Below are 17,792 nucleotides of genomic sequence, written 5' to 3' on the forward strand. Positions count from 1 at the left end.
CCCTTCTCAATATTCTTTCCCGTAATCGTCCAGGCTCAGCTTGGTAACTACGCGTACCTCGGCATCCTTCTTATAGTGTTCCGGCCATTTGCCTTTCACCTGCTGCCAGTACTGCGGGGCGTTCCACTCCAGAAGAAACCCGAGCTGAAGCACATCAGCTCCGATTTGTTGAGAGTAGGCAATGCTCTTCCGGAAGTCTTCGGAGACGGTTTCTCTCATTTGATTCATGATGGTCCCGCTGACGTCCTTCACGAAGCGGTGAGAAGCGTCCTTTTTGGCTATGATGCTGGCCCTGCCTTTGAGATGAACCGTGAAAACCGGGCCGTTTGGGGTCATTTTGACCGAAGTTTTGCCGTTCGTATAAGTGAATTTAAGATCTGCTTTGCTCTTGCCGTGATCCCATTGAACGGAATAAATCGGAAATTTGAGATGCCCATAGGCCCATGCGATGGTTTTGGCTTCTTCATAGGGGAGCGTGCCTTTCAATCGGCCTTGCTGAAACAAAGCTGCACCCTTAATTCCCGTCCACGTTTCGCTTTTATGAGCATCGGCGGCGGAATGGATCTTGTCGTTCTGCAATAAGGTGGCGGCGTATCCCAATCCTGCCGCGTCCGCGACGAGACAGTCCTTAATGGTCGTATTCAGCATATAACCTTGGGTGGCGAAGCTTAGCAGCACCGTGGTGGGCAGCTGTTCAAAAATCGGCGTCAGGTGTGCGGCATCATCCAGCTTACCGGAAGCAACTAACAAGTATGCCCCGATCGGGACATCGGGTTCCCTCTTGATCCATTCCAAAAGATCGCCGATGCCCTGCTCGCCGTATTGTTCGCTGATCATCACGACTTTGATTTCGGAAAGGCTGAGCTGGCGCGACAAATCTTTGTGGATATATTCCAGCGCCTTGCCGATGCTTGTGGATTGCTTGGTGATCAAGGAGTAGGGCTTGTCCTTGCCGCCTCCCCCGCCGCTTAACTGGTCCGAATCCAGCCGGTTGGTCAGAGGCGTGCTGATCGAGACCTTCACCGTTCCGGGTTCTTCGCCGACATCGACAAACACCCCGTTTACGAAAATACGCTGATCCAGCTCGACTTTGGACCAGCATCCAGTGATGCTGCACAACAAGATTACCATCAGCCCAATTTTCATAAGTGTCGTTTTCATAGGAATCGATTATCTCCTCCGATGCCGGATTCTCGAAAAGGCGCTGCTGCGTTTGTTCATCAAAGGTGATGACAGCCGCAACAGCGTGTCTTTCCAATCGGACAGGACGAGCGGAGCGACCGGCTGCAAATATGGGGCCCCGAAGGACCTTAAGTGCACCAAATGCGCGTACAGAACAAAAGTACCTGCGAATATGCCGATCAGCCCCATCGAACCACCCAAAATGAGAAACGGGAAACGGAGCATCCGAAAGATAAGCCCCAGCTCCAGATGGGGAATGATATAAGAGGCCACCCCTGTGATCGAAACGACGATGACCATGGGAGCGGAGACGATGCCTGCCTGAACGGCGGCTTGGCCGATGACGATCCCCCCGATGATCGAGACCGTCTGGCCGACAGGCTTCGGAATTCTCATGCCCGCCTCCCGCAGCGCTTCAAAGGTCAGCTCCATCAGCAGCGCTTCCGTTAATGCCGAGAACGGGATGCGTTCACGGGCCGATGCGATCGTAATCAGCAGATGAGCCGGAAGGACTTGAGGGTGGAACGTCGTAATCGCTACGTATAATGAAGGCAATAAAATCGACAACAGTGAAAAAGCGAATCGGACCGTGCGAATCCAGCTGGCTGCAAAGGGACTCTGAAAATAATCCTCCGAGGCCTGCAATAACGAAAACAAGGTGACCGGGGCGATCACAGCATTGGGTGCCCCATCCATCAAAATGCAGACGCGCCCCTCGAGCAAAGAGGCTGCAACGGCATCAGGCCGCTCCGTATATTGAAATATCGGAAACGGCGTGGAGCTTTCCTTGAAATGCTCCACTACATAACCAATACCGAAAATCCCATCGATGGATAGGCTTTGCAACTTGCTGTCGATTTCGGCTAACACTTCGTTTTTGGGCAGGCCCTCGATATAAACCACATAAACCAACGTGTTGGTATAGTCGCCGATTGTATATTCCTTCATCTTCAGCTTCGGATGCCGGATCTTATGGCGCAGCAGGGACAGGTTGCTCTGAATATCCTCGATAAAAGCCTCTTGCGGACCCGTAACGACCAATTCGTTTTGCGATTCCGCAATCGATCTTTTCTGGTACTGTACGGTGTCAAAATAGTAAAAGTCGTCCGTTTGATCCACATGCAGGACGGCCTTCCCTTGTACGACCAGGACGGATGCCTCTTCTGGGCCGGAAATGGAATGATAGACGATCGGAAACGCGTTTCCTTGCTGCAGGTTACGGCGAAAAGCATCCCAACTCCCCGTCCGGCTTTCGGCCAGCAAAAAACGGGCGATGTTCTTTTGAAGCATCGCTTGGTCTACAATGGAAGGTATATAAAATAACGTACAAGTTCTACCGTCAATGAGAAATGGCTGGCAAACCAGATCCGGGGAATCCTTCAGCTGCTGTTTGAGGATATCCAGTGCGGTTCCCTTCATAGTTTCCACCTCTTGTGTACGATGATCGGTTCTCATATCATGCCGGAAATGAAGTCAAATTATTCCTTAATGATGACAATCAAGCTGTCACCAATACATTGCTATAATCAAAAGTACCAGCCGAAGACATTGCACACACTTTAATCCAAGAAGGAGGATGTAACACGATGAAGCCAAGTATATCCGTTTTGACCCTGGGGGTAGACGACTTGGAAAGGGCGCTGGCCTTTTACCGGGATGGCTTGGGGCTGCCTACGGAAGGCATTATTGGAACAGAGTTTGAGCACGGCGCGGTCGCGTTCTTTGACCTTCAGGCCGGGGTGAAGCTGGCTGTCTGGAAAAGGGACGACCTCGTCCACGACGCCAACATCGAGCGCACGGCCCCCAGCAGTGCGGAGTTTACGATCGGCCACAACGTTACCAGCAAGGAAGAGGTCGATCAAGTGATGGAACAGGCGCGTCAGGCGGGAGCTACCATCACCTCACCTGCGCACGATACATTCTGGGGAGGGTACTCCGGTTATTTTCAGGACCCTGACGGACACCTGTGGGAAATCGTATGGAATCCCGCTTGGGAGTTTCCGGCGGAGTAAAGAGAACGGAATTCCAACGCAACAAAAAAAGGCTGCCGGGATGAGTCCCAAGCAGCCTTTTCCTTATGTTCGATCAAACCCTTATGCTTTGCTGTTAAAATGACGCTCAAACCAGGCGGTCGCCGCATCAATCTCCAGCTTGCTCAGCTGGTGTCCATAATTTGCCCAATGCAGCTCGGAATCCGCACCGGCGTCAGACAGCAGCGAATGGAGCTCCTCGGTTTCGCTGATAGAGCAGATTGGGTCATTCGTCCCTGCCCCGATAAATACCGGAACGCCGGTTAGATCAGGAAGCTCCTTCCCGCGCAGCGGAACCATCGGATGCAGCAGAACCGCGCCCTGCAGGGCGTCGCTGTAATGGAACAGCAGGCTCGCGGCAATGTTGGCGCCGTTGGAGAAGCCGACAGCCACCATCCGGTTCCGGTCGATGGAATACTGCGCTGCCGCCTCATCCAAAAAGGCCTTCAGCTCATGCGTCCGCGCAACCAAATCTTCCTCGTCGAATACCCCTTCGGCCAGTCTCCGGAAGAAACGCGGCATGCCATGCTCCAGAACGTTTCCCCGCACGCCAAGCACGGATGCCCCTGGTGCTATCATGTCTGCGATCGGGAGCAAATCCCGCTCATTCCCACCCGTTCCGTGAAGAAGAACCAATACGGGTGCCTCCGGCCGACTTCCTTGAACAAAAATATGCTTCATACTCATCATTGTACGCCTCCCAACGCACGGACCTGAATGTCCGGCAAAAGTTGTTCTATCACTTCACGCTGCGGCTCATACCACTCGGGCAGCATGAGATGTGTCCCCATTTCCTCTTCCGGCTCATCCCGTGCAAACCCTGGAGGATCTGTGGCGATCTCAAACAAAATCCCGCCCGGCTCGCGGAAATACACCGCATTAAAATACTGACGGTCGACGATCTGCGTCGGACGAAGACCGGCTTCCTCCACCAGACTTCTCCATGCCTCATGCTCGGCAAAATCCTTGGCACGCCAGGCGATATGATGCACCGTACCGGCACCGGCGGTCCCCCGCTCTTCCTGACCGATATTCACGTCGATGATGTTGCCGATATCGCCGGTGCTGCGGTAACGGACCTGGCCTTGGTCTTCGCCGATTTTGGCCAGTCCGAGGATTTCTTCCAGAACCAGCATCGTCTGCTTAGGGTTATTGCTTCCCAAAACGGCGCCGCCAAATCCCTTAATGGCATGGTCCACTGGAACCCCGCTGAAGGACCAGCGGCTTGGCGCCCCCTCGGCCCGCTCCACCAATTCAATCTGCAGACCGGAAGGATCTTTGAATTGAATGTACGTTTCTCCGAATCTTTCCGTCGTGTCGTACGCCAAATCCAGAGAGTTCAGACGCTGCATCCAGAAATCCAGGCTTCCCGGAGGAACGGCATACACCGTCGTTTTCACCTGTCCGCCGCCAATGGTGCCTGTTCGGCTATTGTCCCTCGGAAAAAACGTAATAATCGTCCCCGGACTGCCGTGCTCGTTGCCAAAGTACAGATGGTACACATTCGGTGCATCGAAGTTGATCGTCTTTTTCACCAGTCGAAGTCCGAGCACCCCTGCGTAAAAATCAACGTTTTCCTGGGCGTTGTTCACGAATGCGGTAATGTGGTGGATCCCTGTCGTCTGCAGCATGGTTTGAAACCTCCTCTATGCTCTCTGAATTTGAAACCTCTCATTGCGTTTACGACTTGCCAAACCTGATCTGAATTTATTTTAATATTAAGATTTATAAATATATAATATATGATTTCGAGACTTTTGGCAAGGGGGTATACGAAGAGTGATATGCTGAACAACAAAAGGCGCCCCTTCGGTCGTGTGCCGACCTCGGAACGCCTTCTATCTCAGACCCGGCAAAATGTACCGGGCAACATCCCTAGGGATGCATTTCTAGCGAAACATCTTTATTTCCCGCTCTTCACCAACGCCTTGGCGGCGATGTCCGTGCGGTTCTGCTTGCCCTCGAAGGTAATCTTCTCGGCCTGCGCGTATGCCTTCGCGCGGGCTTCGGCGATGTCGGCACCCAGGCCGACGACGCCCAGCACGCGGCCGCCGCTGGTGACGAACTCGCCCTGCTCGTTCTTTGCGGTTCCCGCATGGAACACGAGGGCGTCTGCCGCGTTGACTTGATCCAGCCCCTGGATCGGCAGCCCCTTCGGATACGAAGCGGGATAGCCGCCCGATGCGAGCACGACGCACACGGCAGCCTCATCGGTCCATTCGATGTCGATATCGGCCAGTGTACCGTTCACGACCGCGAGGAAAATGTCGAGCAGATCCGTCTTCAGCCGCGGCAGCACGACCTGGGTCTCCGGGTCGCCGAAGCGGGCGTTGAACTCGATCGTGGTCGGTGTACCGTCCGGCTGGATCATCAGCCCGGCGAAGAGCACGCCGCGGAACGGCCGGCCTTCGGCGACCATCGCTTTGGCGGTCGGCTTGATGATATTTTCGACAGCGGCTTCAATAATCGCCGGATCCACATGCGGCAGCGGCGAATAGGTGCCCATACCGCCCGTGTTCGGACCCTTGTCCCCGTCAAACACCGGCTTATGGTCCTGCGCAGCCGCCATCGGCCGCACCGTCTCGCCGTCGACAAAGGACAAAATCGACATTTCCTGCCCCTGCAGGAACTGCTCGATGACGACCTGAGTGCCGGATTCGCCGAATACTTTGGCGACCATGATGTCGTGGAGCGCTTTTTCCGCTTCCTCCATCGTAAACGCCACGGTGACGCCTTTTCCTGCAGCAAGTCCGTCCGCCTTAATGACGATCGGTGCTTGTTGCGACTGCAAATAAGCGGATGCTTCTTCGTAATTGTCGAATTTGCGGTAAGCCGCCGTAGGAATGTTGTATTTATGAAGCAGGTCCTTCATAAACGTTTTGCTGCCCTCGATTTCAGCCGCCTTGCGGTTAGGCCCGAATACCGGAATATTTTTCGCCTCAAAAGCATCCACGATGCCGTCTGCCAGCGGATCGTCCGGTCCGACGACGACCAATCCCACTTCTTTCGTCAAAGCAAAGTCCGTCAGCTTGTCGAATTCATTGACCTGAATCGGCACGCATTCGGCGATCTGCCCGATCCCCGCATTTCCCGGGGCGCAGTAGATCCGTCCCGCCTTCGGGCTCTTATGCAGCGCCCATACGATGGCATGCTCGCGGCCCCCGCCGCCAATCACCAAAATATCCATGTCCGCCTCCCGTTTCTTCGTTCATGCACGTTAATTTTCATAAGAACTTAAACATCCCGTCATAATACCGCCGCCAAGATTGCGGTGTCGACACCCTTTATAGCAGACAGCCGCGTTCAGCGGAGATTTTGATGACGGGAAGCAGCAGCTGGAGGTGACTTTTCCGACAACAGCCCAACTGTAGTCACCCTTCCCAAACGTTATCCCAAACCTCTTAAACGCGGCTATCTCAGCCTTTTTCACTTTTCAGTGCATAGCGGCAATGACTTTACATATGACGGTATTGACTTTCTCCCAGCCAGACCGGCGAGTTCCCGTCTTAGTGTTTAAAATGTCTGACGCCCGTAAATACCATCGCAATGCCGTACTCGTTGGCGACTTTAATGGACTCCTCGTCCTTGATGGAGCCGCCAGGCTGAATGACCGCCGTGATCCCGGCTTTGGCCGCCAGCTCCAGCGTATCGCCCATCGGGAAAAACGCATCGGATGCGAGCACCGATCCCTTGGCTTTGTCGCCCGCCTGCTCGATGGCGATTTTGGCGGAGCCGACGCGGTTCATCTGACCCGCACCCACACCAACGGTCATGTTGTCCGCGGCCAGTACGATCGCGTTGGACTTCACGTGCTTGACGACCTTCCAGCCGAACAGCAGCTGCTTCAGCTCCTCTTCGCTAGGCGCACGATCAGTTACGACTTTCAGATCGGCTTCGTCCAGCGAATGCACGTCGCTTTCCTGTACGATCATGCCGCCGTCGACCGACGTGACGACAAATTGGCTGGTCCGTTCCTTGGAAGAACCGAATTCGCCCATTTTCAGCAGACGGATGTTCTTCTTCTTCGTCAAAATTTCGAGTGCCTCATCGGTGAAGCCCGGTGCCAACACGATTTCCAGGAAAATTTCGCTGAGCAGCGCCGCGGTGTCGCTGTCGATAATGCGGTTAGCTGCGACGATGCCGCCAAAAATGGAGGTCGGGTCCGCACTGTAGGCTTTTTTATAGGCTTCCAAAATGCTTTCGCCAGTGCCTACGCCGCAAGGGTTCATATGCTTGACCGCCACGACAGCCGGTTCGTCGAATTCTTTGACGATCTGCAGCGCCGCGTTGGCGTCGTTGATGTTGTTGTACGACAATTCTTTGCCGTGCAGCTGCTCGGCGGTCGTGATGGTGCCAGATGGAGCGAGCGGTTTGCGGTAGAACGCCGCTTTCTGGTGCGGATTCTCGCCGTAACGAAGGTCTTGGATCTTCTCGTAAGTGACCGTCAAACGCTCAGGAAGAGGATCGCCTGTGACGTTCGACAAATAATCGGAAATGAGGGCATCGTATGCGCCGGTGTGGCGGAAAACTTTGGCTGCAAGCCGTTTGCGCGTTTCCAGCGTCGTATCTCCGTTCTCGCGGATTTCCGCAAGTACAGTGCCGTAGTCGGCCGAATCGACAACTACGCTGACAAACGCATGATTTTTGGCTGCCGAACGAAGCATGGTCGGACCGCCGATGTCGATATTTTCGATCGCATCTTCATACGTAACGTCCGGTTTGGCAATCGTCTCCTGGAACGGATACAGGTTTACGACCACCAGATCGATGTAGTCCAGGCCCAGCTCTTTCATCTGCTGCTGATGCTCTTCGCTGTCACGGACAGCCAGAAGGCCGCTGTGTACCGCCGGATGCAGCGTCTTGACGCGTCCATCCAAAATTTCCGGAAACCCGGTTACTTCGGAAATGCCGATGACCGGCACGCCTTCCTGTGCCAGCAGGCTTTTGGTGCCCCCTGTCGAAATGATCTCCACGCCCAATGCAGACAGCTCGCGGCAAAAATCCACGATGCCCTTCTTATCCGATACGCTGACCAGCGCTCTTTTAATACTCACGATATGCTCCTCCTTTATGTGTAAAAACGATAACTTTCGCTCGAAGCTCATTTATTTCCCGAGAAATATCGAAAAGATTCCCCGGCATCCGCCGGAAGCGGGCCGAGCCGACAAAACCGTCAAATCCCTCCACAAAGCGCACTTTTTGCTCGATAACGGCCGAAGTCTTTGCGGAAACACCGAAATTTATCATTTCTTATATAAGTTGAACGATTGAAATGGATGATAGGGGCAAGTACGTAAAACGCTCCTACGATCGCTCATGTTTTCGTATTTCTTGATTGATGGATCCAACCTAATGGAGAAATCCGAAAGCCAAATGTGAACGCTTCGCTTCTTCAGAATCCTTTTACTCCCTTGCTCTGCATCCTATTCTTTTAATTCAACTTATACGAAAAAGCCGCTGACAGCCGCCGCCATTCGTGTCGGAACCGCGGCAGCTGTCCTTTATCCCCTTACCGTATCTCTATATCTTTGTGTTGTTACCTCTCCAACCACATCAAAGCGTCATCCCTTAAGCAGCGTGACTTTCCGGCCCTCCAGCTTCACTCTACCCTGGGCAAAAAGTGCAACGACCTGCGGGTACAGCTCCTGTTCTACAGCATGCACCGCCTGCGCAAAAGACTCCTCCGTCTCATGCTCGGCCACCTCGATCGCCCGCTGGGCGATAATCGGTCCGGTATCCATGCCGCCGTCCACAAAATGCACGGTTACGCCGCTCAGCTTGACGCCATAGTCCAGCGCTTGCCCGATCGCGTTTGTCCCGGGAAATGCCGGGAGCAGCGACGGATGAATGTTGATCAGGCGTCCCGCATATTTGTCGACGATCACGGAGGTCAGCAGACGCATGTACCCTGCCAGCACGACCAGGTCGATGTCCAGCTCCTCCAGCTTGGCGACGATTTCCGCTTCATATTCCTCGCGCGATCCGTACTGTTTGGGAACAAACAGATGCTTAGGAATGCCGAGGCGCTCCGCACGGCCGACGACAGGGGCCGCCGGTTTGTCGCAGACGAGCAGTTCCACCGTCGCGCCGCCGAGCCTTCCCTCAGCGGCCGCTTCGGCTAATGCCTGAAAGTTGCTTCCCGTTCCGGAAGCAAACACAGCAATCCGGTAGCCGCTCATTAGACATCGGCTCCCGTAAAGGTCACAACCGACTCACCCGGCGTTACCGACCCGATGATGTACGCTTCCTCGCCGCTCGCCTTGAGCAGCTCCAGCGCCTGCTGCGCATCGCCTTCGCTGACGACAAGGACAAGCCCGATACCCATGTTGAATGTGGTGAACATATCGCGGTTGGCAATACTGCCCTTGCTCTGCATCAGCTCAAAGATCGGCAGGATCGGCCAGGAACCGTAACGGATGTCCACGTTGACGTTCGCAGGCAGCATGCGCGGAATGTTCTCGATGAAGCCGCCGCCGGTGATGTGCGCCATGCCTTTCACGTTGACCTTCTCCAGCAGAGCCAGCAGAGGCTTCACATAGATTTTGGTCGGTGTCAGCAGGACGTCGCCCAGCTTGCCGCCCAGTCCAGGGATTTCATCGTGCAGGCTGTAGCCGGACTGCTCAAGCAGGAGCTTGCGCACCAGGGAGAAGCCGTTGCTGTGCACGCCGCTCGACGCGATGCCGATGACCGTATCTCCAGGGGCGATGGACGAGCCGTTGATGATTTTGCTTTTATCGACAACGCCGACTGTAAAGCCCGCGATATCGTATTCGCCTTCAGCATACATACCGGGCATTTCGGCGGTTTCACCGCCGATCAGCGCGCAGCCGGACTGATGGCAGCCCTCGGCGATGCCGGCCACGATCGCTTCGATCTTCTCCGGCACGACCTTGTCGCATGCCAAGTAGTCAAGGAAAAACAGCGGCTCTGCCCCCTGCACCACGATGTCGTTGACGCACATGGCCACCGCGTCGATCCCGATCGTGTCATGGCGGTCCATGGCGAAGGCGATTTTCAGCTTGGTGCCGACCCCGTCGGTTCCGGAAACGAGCACAGGCTCCTCATATTTGTCCTTATTCAGGCCGAACAGCGCCCCAAAGCCGCCAAGATCTGTCATCACTTCCGGACGGAACGTCCGTTTCACGTGCTTCTTCATCCGTTCTACCGCTTCATTTCCGGCCGCGATATCCACACCGGCATTTTTATAAGCCTCAGACACTCCAACGACACTCCTTTGTCAAATGCTCCGCCACTTTTTAAGCGGGTAAAGTATTCATATCCTGAATCGATCCACAGACACAGTCCAAACCTTAAGCCCGGCAATGCCATCGCGATCCGTAATCGCCTTGCATTCCAAGCCCATCAGCAGCTGCAGCCAAACTTCTCTTCACCGTTAAAATCCAGATGCGTCGGATAATCGTTGTCGAAACAAGCCAGGCACAGCCCGCCCTTGTAATCATCCGCATTGTTGCCTGCAATCGCAGTGATCAGACCCTCCGGGCTAAGGAACGCCAGCGAATCGGCGTTAATTTCCCGGCAGATTTCTTCCACCGACTTGCTTGAGGCAATCAGCTCGCGCCGGTCCGGCGTGTCGATGCCGTAAAAGCACGGATTTTTAAAAGGCGGTGACGTAATCCGCACATGCACTTCCACCGCCCCGGCTTCGCGAAGCAGGTTCACGATCCGGCGGGAAGTCGTGCCGCGGACGATCGAATCGTCGATCATGACGACCCGCTGGCCTTCAACCACACGCCGCACAGCGCTGAGCTTCATCTTGACGCCCTGCTCGCGCAGCTCCTGGCTTGGCTGGATAAAGGTGCGGCCCGTGTATTTGTTTTTGATGAGTCCCATCTCATACGGGATCCCCGTCTGCTCCGCGTAACCAATCGCTGCGGAAATACTGGAATCCGGCACCCCGGTCACGATGTCGGCGTCGACAAACGATTCGATCGCCATCCGGCTGCCCATCCGCTTGCGGGCGGCGTGCTGGTTCGAGCCGTTCATGTCGCTGTCGGGACGGGCAAAATAGATGTACTCCATCGCACACAGCGATTTACGGTGCTTCTTCTCCTCGAACCGGTCTTCATGCAGGCCGTCTTTGTCGAGAATAAGCAGCTCGCCCGGCTCGATGTCGCGGATCAGCTCCGCGCCGATCGTCTCGAGCGCGCAGGTCTCCGAGGCGAAAATATACGCCTCCCCGAGCTTGCCCATCGTCAGCGGCCGCAGCCCGTGCGGATCCGACGCGACCAGCAGCCGGTCGTTCGTCATGATCAGGAACGCGTAGCCGCCGACGATGCGGTTGAACGCGTCTTTGGCCGCAGAGACGAGATCCTTCGGCGAACGCGCGATCAGATGCGCGATGACCTCCGTGTCGCTCGTCGTCTGGAATATCGACCCGCCTTCCTCCAGCTCGCGCCGGATTTGCGGGGCGTTCACGATATTGCCGTTGGTCGCCACGGCCAGGTCGCCGTCACGGTACTTGAACACCAGCGGCTGCGCGTTCGTCAGCTTGCTGTCGCCGCTCGTCGAATAGCGCACGTGCCCGATGGAGATGTCCCCGGTCAGGGAAGCCATCATATCTTTGTCGAATACCTCTTTGACGAGACCCATGCCGCGGTGGTAGTGAAATTCCTCGCGGTCGCTGACACACATCCCCGCGCTTTCTTCCCCGCGGTGCTGCAGGGCATGCAGCCCGTAGTAGGACAAAGAAGCGGCGTCCGGGTGTCCATAGACCCCGAACACGCCGCATTCTTCTTTTAATTTGTCGAACAGCCCGTCTTTGCCCGAGCCTTCGTTATAGTAGTCTCCCGTCCACAGCGTTTGCGGTGTTACTTCATGAGACATGGAATCGCATCCTCCCAGACCTGCTTCAAGCCTCCTACACTTTCGTTCACGGCCGAAGCACCGTTGATGTCAACCACCAGACTGTCGCCTTCCACGATGCCGATTTCGGCAACCGGCACGCCTTGACCTTCAATATAAGCTTTCAGCTGCTCTGCCTTGTCCCGGGATGCCGAGAGCAGGATGCGGGATTGGGATTCGCTGAACAGGGCTACGTCCGGACGCAGGCCGGTTTCGACATGCACCTGGGCACCCAGCGAACCGCTGATGCAGGACTCGGCCAGAGCCACTGCAAGACCACCCTCGGACAAGTCGTGCGCCGACTGTACGAGTCCTTGCTGGATCGCACCAAGCACGGAAGACAGCAGTTTTTTCTCTGTGTCCAGGTCGAGCACCGGAGGACGTCCTTCCGTTGCCCCATGCACGACGTATTGGAACTCGCTGCCGCCCAGCTCCGCTTTCGTGTCGCCGAGCAGGAAGATGACGTCGCCTTCTTGTTTGAAGCCTTGTGTCGTAATATGATCCGTATCATGCACCAGACCGACCATGCCGACGACCGGCGTCGGGTAGATCGCTCCGCTGGCGTTCTCATTGTACAGGCTGACGTTACCGCCGATGACCGGCGTATCCAGCACGCGGCAGGCTTCGGCCATGCCGTCTACCGCACGCTCCATCTGCCAGAAAATATCCGGCTTCTCCGGACTGCCAAAGTTCAGGTTGTCCGTGATCGCCAGCGGCTCGGCGCCGGAGCAGACGATGTTGCGCGCGGCTTCACTGACCGCGATGCGGCCGCCGACTTCCGGATCGAGATACACGTACCGCCCGTTGCAGTCGGTCGTCATCGCGAGGCCTTTGCGCGTGCCTTGGATCGTAACCACTGCCGCGTCGGAACCCGGACGGACCGCCGTGCTCGTGCGGACCATATAATCGTACTGATTGTATACCCAGGCTTTGCTGGCAACCGTCGGGGAAGCCAAAACTTGCTTCAGGGCGCCGCCCAAGTCTTTCACTTCTTCGTAGCGCAGCGTATCGACGCCGGCGTTTGCTTCGTAATAAGCAGGCACGCTCGACGGCTTGTTGTACACCGGGCACTCGTCAACAAGTGCCTTGACCGGCATGTCGCCAACGACCTCGCCATGGTGGAACAGCTTCAGGCGTCCATCGTCGGTCACTTTGCCGACCTTGGCGCAGATGACGCCCCAGCGCTCGAATATTTCCATCGCCTGCGCTTCGTCCTTCGGCTCGACGACGAACAGCATGCGCTCCTGGGATTCGGAGAGCATCATTTCGTACGGCGTCATGCCTTCTTCACGCTGCGGCACCTGGTCGAGGTACAGCTCCAGGCCGTTGCCCGCCTTGCTCGCCATCTCCGCGCTGGAGCAGGTCAAGCCGGCTGCGCCCATGTCCTGAATGCCGAGGACGATCCCCGAATCGATCAGTTCCAGGGTCGACTCCATCACCAGCTTCTCCATGAACGGGTCGCCGACCTGAACGGCCGTCTTCTTCGCTTCCGACTCTTCGCTGAGCTCAACCGAAGCAAACGTCGCGCCGTGAATGCCGTCGCGGCCGGTAGGAGGACCTACGTAAAAGACCGGGTTGCCCACGCCTTTAGCCACACCGCGCTGAATTTTGTCGTGGTCGATCAGACCGACGCACATCGCGTTAACCAGCGGATTGCCGTCGTAGCTGTTGTCGAACATCACTTCACCGGCCACCGTCGGAATGCCGATACAGTTGCCGTATCCGGCGATGCCGGCCACGACATGCTCAAACAGATACTTCACGCGGTCGCTTTCGAGCTTGCCGAAACGCAGCGAGTTGAGCAGCGCCACCGGTCTTGCACCCATCGAGAAAATGTCGCGGATGATGCCGCCCACGCCCGTCGCGGCGCCTTGGTAAGGCTCTACCGCGGAAGGGTGGTTATGGCTTTCGATTTTGAACACGACCGCCTGGTTGTCGCCGATGTCGACGATCCCCGCGCCTTCGCCCGGTCCCATCAGGACCCGCGGGCCGCTGGTCGGGAAGCGGCGCAGCAGCGGCTTCGAATTTTTGTAGGCACAGTGCTCAGACCACATGACGCTGAACACGCCGATTTCGGTATAGTTCGGCTGACGTCCCATAAAGGAGCAGATCAGCTCGTATTCACTGTCCGATACCCCAAACTGCTGATAGATTTTCTGTTCCGCAATCTGTGCTGCGGTCGGTTCTTTAGCGGACACTTGCTGCGCCATGGGTATCCCTCCAAGCCTTCAAAATGGATGTAAACATACGCTTGCCGTCCTCGGAGCCGAGCAGGGAGTTCACTGCGCGTTCCGGGTGCGGCATCATGCCGACGACGTTGCCGCGCTCATTGCAGATGCCGGCGATATCCAGCACAGAGCCGTTCGGATTGCTGCTGTAGGTGAAGACGATTTGGTTATTTTCCTGAAGACGCGCGAGCGTCTCTTCATCACAATAGTAATTCCCTTCGCCGTGGGCGATCGGAATGACGATTTCTTCATTTTCGCTAAAGTCGGTCGTGAACGGCGTGCGGTTGTTCGCCACCTTCAGCACTGTGTCATGACAGCGGAACTTCATGGACGTGTTGCGCAGCAGTGCGCCCGGCAGCAGACCCGCTTCCGTCAGGATTTGGAATCCGTTGCATATGCCCAGAATGTATTTGCCTTGCTCTGCAGCCTTGGCCACTTCACTCATGACTGGAGCAAACCGCGAGATTGCCCCGCAGCGAAGGTAGTCGCCGTAAGAGAAACCGCCAGGAACCAGAATGCAGTCGTAAGCGGACAGGTCTGTTGCGGTATGCCAGACGTAATCGACAGGCTCCCCGAGTGTTTCTTCTACCGCTTTGTAGCAGTCGATATCACAGTTGGAGCCGGGAAAGACGAGAACTGCAAATTTCATGGATGTTAGCCCTCCAATTCGTATCGGTAATCCTCGACCACCGTATTCGCCAGAAGCTTCTCACACATGGCTTTGACGCGTTGTTCCGCCTCAGCACGGTCATTCGTGTCCAGCTGAAGCTCCATGTATTTCCCGATGCGGAGGCTCGACACTTCCTCGAATCCCATCGAATGAAGCGCTCCCTGCACCGCAACCCCCTGCGGATCGAGTACGCCCTGCTTAATAGTGACATAGACCGTAGCTTTCATCATGTTCTTCTAGTTCCTCCTCTAGGAATGAGTGAATGAGTGAATGAATCTTTTTCAGGCCTGCATTAGCTAAAAAATCGTCTAAAACCTAAGTTCGTTACTACAGCGGGTTCTATCTTAAACGCGCTTCGTCAGGCGTTCGTAAATATCCACGTATCTGCGGGTCGTTTCGTCTACTACCGGCTGCGGCAGCGGATCCGGCTGGCTGTTCTTGTCCCATGGTGTTGAGGCAAGGTAGGATCGCACCGGCTCCTTATCCATGCTGTCGATCTCGATGTCCAGCGCGTAGTTTTCCTTCGCCCAGAAGCGCGAGGAGTCCGGCGTAAAAATCTCGTCGATCAGGATGACCTTGTCGTCCAGTACGCCGAATTCGAACTTGCAGTCCGCCAAAATGATGCCGCGCTCATCGCAGTACCGCCGCGCGAAGTCGTACAGCTTCAGGCTTTTCTCCTGGAGCTCCTGCGCCAGCTCTGCGCCGATCAATGCCTTCATGCGCTCCATGGAGATGTCCTCGTCATGGCCGACATCGTTTTTGGCCGCCGGCGTGAAGATCGGCTCCGGAAACGCCTCGTTCTTGCGGATGCCCTCCGGCAGCTTGATGCCGTTCACTTCACCGCCCGCCTGGTACTGCCTCCAGCCGCCGCCGGTAATGTAACCGCGCACGACGCATTCCATGTCGATACGCTCGGCTTTGCGGACTACCATGATCCGGTCCTTCAAGAGCTCCTTGTTCTTCGCCACGGCGCCCAGGCGCTCGACGTCCGTATGGACAACATGGTTGTCCATGAAGTCCTTCGTCATTTCGAACCAGAACGCGCTCAGCTTGTTCAGCACGTTGCCCTTCTCGGGCACCGGCGGCTCCAGCACATAGTCAAAAGCGGAAATGCGGTCGGTGACCACGATCAGCACATGCTCTCCCAAATCGTAAAGCTCGCGTACCTTGCCTTTGTACAGCAGCGGTGCGTCTACCAGTTCGACCGCAGTCGATACAGCCGGTGATGTCATGCGAATCCTCCCCATTTTCTCGGCTCAACACTCGAAAATCCCCTCGTCGCCAGCGGTGCAGCCGCTGCAGTTACGGATCGTTCCGCCGATCGCTGTTGTCTCCAAATTTCTTGATCGGTCGCTCCTAAATAGCGTTGAAATTCGGAGACAAAGGCGAACGCTGTCGCTTCTCTGGATCGATTCCGTCCCTTTCGCTGCAATCGCTGAAGATGTGTGCCATGATGTTGAGTCCATCATTCTCCAAGCCTCTAATACGGGTTACTCACGATTAACTTCAAACCGAACGCTCTTATATCAAGCCAAGCTTTTTGAAAATCGTATCCACGTGCTTCAGATGCCATGATGGATTAAACGCATCTTCGATCTCTTCCGGGCTGAGCGCCTCCGTAATTTCCGGTGTCGCTTCCACGATGTCGCGGAACTGGCGCTGCTCTTCCCACGCCTGCATTGCCCGCGGCTGCACGGTATCGTACGCCTGCTCGCGGCTGAAGCCTTTGTCGATCAGCTTCGTCATGACGCGGCCGGAGAACGGCACACCGTAGGTACGCGCCATGTTGCGCTTCATGTTTTCCGGGAACACGGTTAGGTTCTTCACGATGTTGCCGAAGCGGTTCAGCATGTAGTTCAGCAGCATGGTCGCATCCGGCAGGATGATCCGCTCCACGGAGGAGTGCGAAATATCGCGCTCGTGCCAGAGCGCCACGTCTTCATAGGCGGTCACCATGTGGCCGCGGATGACGCGCGAGAGGCCCGAGATGTTCTCGCAGCCGATCGGGTTACGCTTGTGCGGCATCGCCGAGGAGCCCTTCTGGCCTTTGGCGAAGGCTTCTTCAACCTCGCGCACTTCGCTCTTCTGCAGCGCGCGGATTTCCGTCGCGAACTTGTCGAGCGACGTCGCGATCAATGCCAGCGTTGCCATGTATTCGGCATGGCGGTCACGCTGCAGCGTCTGCGTGGAGATCGGAGCCGGGCTCGTGCCGAGCTTCTTGCAGACGAACTCTTCCACGAACGGGTCGATGTTGGCATAGGTGCCCACCGCGCCGGAAATTTTTCCGAACTGGACGCCGTTCGCCGCGTGGCGGAAACGCTCCAGGTTGCGTTTCATTTCTTCGTACCAGAGGGCCATCTTCAGGCCGAAGGTCGTCGGCTCGGCATGAACACCGTGCGTACGTCCCATCATCGGCGTGTCTTTGTAAGCTATAGCCTTGTCTTTCAGGATCTCGATGAAGTTCAAAATATCCTTCTCCAAAATTTCGTTTGCTTGACGGAGAAGATACCCGAGCGCTGTATCCACCACGTCAGTGGAAGTGAGTCCGTAATGCACCCATTTGCGCTCCTGTCCAAGACTCTCCGATACCGCGCGGGTAAAGGCGATGACGTCATGGCGCGTTTCCTGCTCGATTTCGTAAATCCGGTCGATGTCGAATTTGGCGTTCTCGCGAAGCAGCTTCGTGTCTTCCTTCGGAATGACGCCCAGCTCGGCCCAAGCCTCGCATGCGCACAGCTCGACTTCCAGCCATGCCTTGAATTTATTTTCTTCGGTCCAGATGGCCCGCATTTCCGGTCTGCTGTAACGTTCGATCATAAA

General features: G+C 56.0%; 15 protein-coding genes. 1 reads left to right on the plus strand and 14 read right to left on the minus strand.

Going from position 1 to position 17,792, the window contains the following annotated elements; translation table 11 throughout:
- Nucleotides 1-6: 6 nt before the first annotated feature.
- Nucleotides 7-1,161, minus strand: coding sequence for a Ger(x)C family spore germination protein (locus MKY74_RS33260; RefSeq protein ID WP_076176799.1), 1,155 nt, complete (start codon nt 1,159-1,161; stop codon nt 7-9).
- 9 nt (nt 1,162-1,170) lie between these two features.
- On the minus strand, nt 1,171-2,601 hold the full coding sequence (locus MKY74_RS33265; RefSeq protein ID WP_076176800.1) for a spore germination protein: 1,431 nt from the start codon (nt 2,599-2,601) through the stop codon (nt 1,171-1,173).
- 167 nt (nt 2,602-2,768) lie between these two features.
- Here MKY74_RS33265 and MKY74_RS33270 point away from each other — a divergent pair, with 167 nt between their 5' ends.
- Nucleotides 2,769-3,194 (plus strand): VOC family protein, encoded by a 426-nt coding sequence (locus tag MKY74_RS33270; RefSeq protein ID WP_076176801.1) that lies wholly within the window; start codon nt 2,769-2,771, stop codon nt 3,192-3,194.
- An 81-nt stretch (nt 3,195-3,275) separates the two neighbouring features.
- On the opposite strand, the gene MKY74_RS33275 is transcribed toward MKY74_RS33270, so the two are convergent.
- The 12 genes from MKY74_RS33275 to purB all read right to left on the minus strand — a co-directional run bounded on the left by MKY74_RS33275 (nt 3,276) and on the right by purB (nt 17,789).
- On the minus strand, nt 3,276-3,899 hold the full coding sequence (locus MKY74_RS33275) for an alpha/beta hydrolase (RefSeq protein ID WP_076176802.1): 624 nt from the start codon (nt 3,897-3,899) through the stop codon (nt 3,276-3,278).
- On the minus strand, nt 3,899-4,843 hold the full coding sequence (locus MKY74_RS33280; protein ID WP_076176803.1) for a ring-cleaving dioxygenase: 945 nt from the start codon (nt 4,841-4,843) through the stop codon (nt 3,899-3,901). The genes MKY74_RS33275 and MKY74_RS33280 overlap by 1 nt, the downstream gene beginning before the upstream one ends.
- 272 nt (nt 4,844-5,115) lie before the next feature.
- Entirely contained in the window at nt 5,116-6,399 is a 1,284-nt protein-coding gene (purD, locus tag MKY74_RS33285) for a phosphoribosylamine--glycine ligase (protein WP_076176804.1), read from the minus strand.
- 319 nt (nt 6,400-6,718) lie between these two features.
- A complete protein-coding gene (gene purH, locus MKY74_RS33290) occupies nt 6,719-8,266 on the minus strand; it encodes a bifunctional phosphoribosylaminoimidazolecarboxamide formyltransferase/IMP cyclohydrolase (protein WP_076176805.1) in 1,548 nt (515 codons plus the stop codon).
- A gap of 507 nt (nt 8,267-8,773) precedes the next feature.
- Nucleotides 8,774-9,391, minus strand: coding sequence for a phosphoribosylglycinamide formyltransferase (purN, locus tag MKY74_RS33295; protein ID WP_076176807.1), 618 nt, complete (start codon nt 9,389-9,391; stop codon nt 8,774-8,776).
- Nucleotides 9,391-10,431 carry a phosphoribosylformylglycinamidine cyclo-ligase gene (gene purM, locus MKY74_RS33300; protein ID WP_076176808.1) on the minus strand — a complete coding sequence of 347 codons (1,041 nt, stop codon included), beginning with the start codon at nt 10,429-10,431 and terminating at the stop codon, nt 9,391-9,393. Before purM ends, purN begins: the two co-directional genes overlap by 1 nt.
- A gap of 143 nt (nt 10,432-10,574) precedes the next feature.
- The gene (gene purF, locus MKY74_RS33305) at nt 10,575-12,056 is read right to left on the minus strand and encodes an amidophosphoribosyltransferase (protein WP_076176809.1); all 1,482 of its coding nucleotides are present in this window, start codon (nt 12,054-12,056) and stop codon (nt 10,575-10,577) included.
- A complete protein-coding gene (gene purL / locus MKY74_RS33310; RefSeq protein WP_076176810.1) occupies nt 12,041-14,284 on the minus strand; it encodes a phosphoribosylformylglycinamidine synthase subunit PurL in 2,244 nt (747 codons plus the stop codon). The genes purF and purL overlap by 16 nt, the downstream gene beginning before the upstream one ends.
- A complete protein-coding gene (gene purQ / locus MKY74_RS33315; protein WP_076176811.1) occupies nt 14,262-14,951 on the minus strand; it encodes a phosphoribosylformylglycinamidine synthase subunit PurQ in 690 nt (229 codons plus the stop codon). Before purQ ends, purL begins: the two co-directional genes overlap by 23 nt.
- 5 nt (nt 14,952-14,956) lie before the next feature.
- The gene (purS, locus tag MKY74_RS33320; protein WP_076176812.1) at nt 14,957-15,202 is read right to left on the minus strand and encodes a phosphoribosylformylglycinamidine synthase subunit PurS; all 246 of its coding nucleotides are present in this window, start codon (nt 15,200-15,202) and stop codon (nt 14,957-14,959) included.
- A gap of 114 nt (nt 15,203-15,316) precedes the next feature.
- Nucleotides 15,317-16,204, minus strand: a complete 888-nt coding sequence (locus MKY74_RS33325; protein WP_076176813.1) for a phosphoribosylaminoimidazolesuccinocarboxamide synthase — start codon at nt 16,202-16,204, stop codon at nt 15,317-15,319.
- Nucleotides 16,205-16,493: 289 nt separating this feature from the next.
- Entirely contained in the window at nt 16,494-17,789 is a 1,296-nt protein-coding gene (gene purB / locus MKY74_RS33330) for an adenylosuccinate lyase (protein ID WP_076176814.1), read from the minus strand.
- Nucleotides 17,790-17,792 lie beyond the last annotated feature (3 nt).

The sequence above is a fragment of the Paenibacillus sp. FSL R5-0378 genome (assembly GCF_038009285.1).
GTDB lineage: Bacteria > Bacillota > Bacilli > Paenibacillales > Paenibacillaceae > Paenibacillus_AQ > Paenibacillus_AQ favisporus.

Excerpts from the sequence above, each read along its gene's own strand:
- MKY74_RS33270 (WP_076176801.1), top strand. The coding sequence starts at position 2,769 with ATGAAGCCAAGTATATCCGTTTTGACCCTGGGGGTAGACGACTTGGAA.
- purL (WP_076176810.1), bottom strand. The coding sequence starts at position 14,284 with ATGGCGCAGCAAGTGTCCGCTAAAGAACCGACCGCAGCACAGATTGCG.
- purN (WP_076176807.1), bottom strand. The coding sequence starts at position 9,391 with ATGAGCGGCTACCGGATTGCTGTGTTTGCTTCCGGAACGGGAAGCAAC.
- purQ (WP_076176811.1), bottom strand. The coding sequence starts at position 14,951 with ATGAAATTTGCAGTTCTCGTCTTTCCCGGCTCCAACTGTGATATCGAC.
- MKY74_RS33325 (WP_076176813.1), bottom strand. The coding sequence starts at position 16,204 with ATGACATCACCGGCTGTATCGACTGCGGTCGAACTGGTAGACGCACCG.
- MKY74_RS33260 (WP_076176799.1), bottom strand. The coding sequence starts at position 1,161 with ATGAAAACGACACTTATGAAAATTGGGCTGATGGTAATCTTGTTGTGC.
- MKY74_RS33275 (WP_076176802.1), bottom strand. The coding sequence starts at position 3,899 with ATGAGTATGAAGCATATTTTTGTTCAAGGAAGTCGGCCGGAGGCACCC.
- purF (WP_076176809.1), bottom strand. The coding sequence starts at position 12,056 with ATGTCTCATGAAGTAACACCGCAAACGCTGTGGACGGGAGACTACTAT.
- purD (WP_076176804.1), bottom strand. The coding sequence starts at position 6,399 with ATGGATATTTTGGTGATTGGCGGCGGGGGCCGCGAGCATGCCATCGTA.
- purS (WP_076176812.1), bottom strand. The coding sequence starts at position 15,202 with ATGATGAAAGCTACGGTCTATGTCACTATTAAGCAGGGCGTACTCGAT.
- MKY74_RS33265 (WP_076176800.1), bottom strand. The coding sequence starts at position 2,601 with ATGAAGGGAACCGCACTGGATATCCTCAAACAGCAGCTGAAGGATTCC.
- MKY74_RS33280 (WP_076176803.1), bottom strand. The coding sequence starts at position 4,843 with ATGCTGCAGACGACAGGGATCCACCACATTACCGCATTCGTGAACAAC.
- purB (WP_076176814.1), bottom strand. The coding sequence starts at position 17,789 with ATGATCGAACGTTACAGCAGACCGGAAATGCGGGCCATCTGGACCGAA.